At 42.9% G+C, this 3,833-nt stretch carries 5 protein-coding genes; all 5 read left to right on the top strand.

Annotated features, from left to right (window positions below):
• The coding region (locus Q0688_RS10775) for a nitronate monooxygenase family protein (protein ID WP_299075919.1) at positions 1-891 on the top strand (891 nt) is incomplete at its 5' end.
• A gap of 23 nt (positions 892-914) precedes the next feature.
• Positions 915-1,649 carry an enoyl-CoA hydratase-related protein gene (locus Q0688_RS10770; RefSeq protein WP_299075916.1) on the top strand — a complete coding sequence of 245 codons (735 nt, stop codon included), beginning with the start codon at positions 915-917 and terminating at the stop codon, positions 1,647-1,649.
• Between the two features lie 223 nt (positions 1,650-1,872).
• Positions 1,873-2,934, top strand: coding sequence for a C4-dicarboxylate TRAP transporter substrate-binding protein (locus Q0688_RS10765; RefSeq protein WP_299075913.1), 1,062 nt, complete (start codon positions 1,873-1,875; stop codon positions 2,932-2,934).
• 17 nt (positions 2,935-2,951) lie between these two features.
• Positions 2,952-3,485, top strand: coding sequence for a TRAP transporter small permease (locus Q0688_RS10760; protein WP_299075910.1), 534 nt, complete (start codon positions 2,952-2,954; stop codon positions 3,483-3,485).
• Positions 3,485-3,833 (top strand): TRAP transporter large permease subunit (locus Q0688_RS10755; RefSeq protein WP_299075907.1); only part of this gene is annotated, 349 nt, incomplete at its 3' end. The genes Q0688_RS10760 and Q0688_RS10755, both read left to right, overlap by 1 nt.

Genomic DNA, 3,833 nt, shown 5'->3' with positions numbered 1-3,833 from the left:
ATTGCCCAATGTAAGGCTGGGGTAGTGGGATCGTTTCCGGCATTAAATGCTCGTCCGCAACCATTATTGGGCGAGTGGTTAACCACCATTAAAACCGAGCTTGATCAGTATCAAGCAGCCAATCCCGTGGCTAAAGTAGCGCCCCATGCGGTTAACTTGATTGTGCATAAAAGTAACGACCGTTTAGAAGAAGATGTAAACACCTGTATCGAACATAAAGTGCCAGTAATCATCACTAGTTTACGGGCATTAGATCCCAAATTAGTCGAACGTATTCATGGGTATGGCGGCATTATTTTTCATGATGTGATTAATATTCGCCACGCTCAAAAAGCCATTGAAGCGGGCGTAGATGGTTTAGTGTTGGTGTGTGCTGGTGCAGGTGGCCACGCTGGAACTTTAAGTCCGTTTGCGTTAGTCAGTGAAATCAAACAATTTTTTGATGGACCGATTGCCTTGTCAGGCTCGATTGCCAATGGCGATTCTATTTTATCCGCTCAAGCGCTGGGCGCCGACTTTGCTTATATAGGCACTCGCTTTATTGCCAGTAAAGAAGCCAATGCCGAGCCAGAATACAAAAATATGTTAGTGGAACACAGCGCCAAAGATATTGTGTATAGCTCGTTGTTTACCGGAGTAAATGGCAATTATCTTAAACCCAGTATTGCCAATGCCGGCCTAGATCCTGATGCTTTAGAAATGGGTGATAAAAGCACCATGAAATTTGGCTCAGAAGGAAGCAATAAGTCCAAAGCGTGGAAAGATATTTGGGGTGCAGGTCAAGGCTTAGGCAGTATTGCAGATGTTACAGATGTCGCCACTATAGTGGCACGTTTTAAAAAAGAGTATGACACCGCGTTATCTCGTTTACATACACTAACAACCCCCTAATTAATGCCAAAGGAAATATGAATATGACTTCTTCGGGAAATATTGTTATTCGCCAAGAGCACGAAATTTTACATATAAGCATTGAACGCCCTAACAAAAAGAACGCCTTAAGCCGTTTGATGTATGCAGAAATGGCCAATGCATTTAAAAACAGCGCTTCTGACGACAGCGTTAAAGTGGTGTTGGTTCATGGCACCCAAGACGCGTTTACCGCAGGCAATGACCTTAATGATTTTAATAGTAGACACGCAAACGAACCGTCACCTGCAGCAGACTTGTTATTTGCGTTGCATCAGTACCCTAAACCTATTGTTGGCGCAGTATCAGGTGTCGCAATTGGCATAGGCGTCACTATGTTGCTGCACTTCGATTTAGTGTATGCGTCAGAAACCCTGTTTAAAATGCCGTTTGTGGATTTGGGAGCCTGCCCAGAAGGTGGCTCAAGTTTACTGATCCCGCAATTAGCCGGTCATCGAAAAGCTGCAGAAGTGTTGATGCTTGGTGAAGCTTTTGATACCCAAACAGCCATCGAAATGGGCATAGTCAATCAACAACTTGATGTGTCAGAAGTCTTGGATTTTGCATTAGATAAAGCCAAAGCCCTGACTCAAAAACCTCAAAATGCGTTACGAGTCACCAAAAAATTGCTTAAAGCGTCACAACACACTCAACTCAAAAATATTATTGGAAACGAATTAATGATTTTTGGAGAATTATTGCAAAGTGAAGAGTCTCAAGCGGCAAGGAATAAAAAATAACCCCTTAAAATCTAATGCGGTGCAGCTAAATGTTTGATGAATTAATAAGGTAAAAGCCATAAAACTGGATTTCGGATAAAAGACTGCCGCAATGACGGCAATCCATCAATTTGTCATTCCCGAACGTCTTTATCGGGAATCCACTGTTAAATAGAGTAGTTGGTTAAGTGAAGTGTATTACCCTAAAACGCGATCTAATAGCAAAACCAAATGAGCCAAAAGTATGCGCAACGTGATTAAAATTTTTGCAGGAACGATATTCATTATTTCTTTGAGTACTGCTCCTGCTGTTGCAGAAACAGTACTTACCTATGGTGAACCTGGCCCGAATCGTGGTTCTCGTGCGGCTGCTACTAGATGGTTTGCAGAGCAAGTTGAAAAACGCTCTAGTGGCGATCTAAAAATCAACATCATGTGGGGCGGTGCGTTATTTAAGTCGAATGCGGCAAGGCAATCGGTAGCGGCTGGCGTTGTGGATATGGGGACCATTATTCCTGATTATTTTTTAAAAGAAATGGTGGCGTTTTCTTTGACCAACTTGCCCTTTGAAAACCTTGATCCTTGGGTAGGGCTAAAAGCTAATTTTGAACATATGCGCTCGCCAGCAGTGTCACAACATTTGGCGAAGCAAAATTTAGTGTTTGTCACCTCTTATATGCTCTCTAATGTCATCATGTTGTGCCAAGGCGATCCGGTGCGAACAGTCGCAGATATTAAAGGTAAGCAAATTCGTGGCATTGGCACTTTTGGCAAAGTGTTTAGCGATTTTGGGGCTAATTTGGTGAGTATGAGTATCTACGAGGCTTACCAAGGGTTAGACAATGGTTTGATAGATTGCAGTTTGGGATATATGAATGCTTCGTTGGCGCTCAAACAGCACGAAGTGACAAACAGCTTAACTAAATTGAATTGGGGCACTTATACCGGTTTAGGAATCTTTATTAATCAAGATGCGCTTGCCAGATTAAGTCCTTCGCAACAAGCCGTGCTTAATGAAGTGGGCGCTGATTTTATCGATTACCATGGGCAAAATGTGATGCAGTCTGATTTAGTCGCCGAGCAGAAATTCTCACAAGGTATAGATGGACGTAAGTTAGAGATCATTAATTTATCGCCAGGCGATTCCAAAATGCTCTATACCGCTAGTCAGCATCACATCAAAAAATGGCAGCAAGAAGCCGAAGATAGTGGCTTTGATGGCAAGGGTATGATCGAAAATTACAAAAATGCGTTAACTAAGTTCAGTCAAGAACGAGACACCCAAGGCTACCCATGGCAACGCTAACAAAATAGAGGCGCTTTATGTTGAAGAAAATAGAACAAGGTGCGTTGCTTCTAGCGGGTTTATGCATTGTGGCCTTGGGATTAATGATTACCCTTACCGTTGTCACTCGAAACCTATTTGGTTGGGGCGTGACCGACGATGTGGTGATTGTTCGAGAGCTTATGGTCGGCGCGATATTTTTACCTTTAGCTTACGTATCTGCAGAATATAGTCACATCACCATAGATTTTTTATTCAAACGATTAGGTAAACACAGCCAGCTATGGATGTTAGCGATGGGCTCTTTGATTAGCTTTATTATTCTACTGCCTTTGGCACTGGCCGCGTGGCAGAGTTTTTTTCATGCTGCTAGCAGTGGCGCATACTTTTTTGGTGAGTTAGAACTACCAGAATGGCCGGGGCGTTTAGCCTTTTTTGCAGGCGCGGCACTGTTTATTATTCGGCTTCTGGTTATTTTAATAGCCGACTTTAAAGCTGCATGGTCTGGCAATACCGAGTATCTGCTTAAAAGAACCGAAGCAGACCACAATACCAGTGCTGAGGGTAACTGATGGATCCTTTAATACTTGGCTTTATAGGTTTTGCTTGCACTATGCTGTTATTGGTTTTGCGGGTGCCCATTGCATTTAGTTTAGCTGGGGTATCTTCGGTATTTATTTTGTTGTTTTTTGCCATGCGCCATGGTGGTTTTGACATAGTAAGTGCAGTGGCGCCAACCTTAACTATGGTTGCATCTAACACTTTCGATTTAGTGCATTCTTATGATTTAAGCATGATCCCGTTATTTGTGCTGCTGGGTCATATTGCGTATCACACAGGGATTACTACCGATATTTATCATGCGGCACGAGTATGGCTTAAAAGTCTACCCGGAGGTGTGGCGATGGCCTCGGTGTTTG

The organism is uncultured Paraglaciecola sp., from assembly GCF_937123705.1.
GTDB lineage: Bacteria > Pseudomonadota > Gammaproteobacteria > Enterobacterales > Alteromonadaceae > Paraglaciecola.
The sequence above is the reverse complement of the archived record's forward strand: the minus strand, read 5'-3'. Positions and strand labels throughout refer to the sequence as shown.

Excerpts from the sequence above, each read along its gene's own strand:
- Q0688_RS10765 (WP_299075913.1), top strand. The coding sequence starts at position 1,873 with ATGCGCAACGTGATTAAAATTTTTGCAGGAACGATATTCATTATTTCT.
- Q0688_RS10770 (WP_299075916.1), top strand. The coding sequence starts at position 915 with ATGACTTCTTCGGGAAATATTGTTATTCGCCAAGAGCACGAAATTTTA.
- Q0688_RS10760 (WP_299075910.1), top strand. The coding sequence starts at position 2,952 with ATGTTGAAGAAAATAGAACAAGGTGCGTTGCTTCTAGCGGGTTTATGC.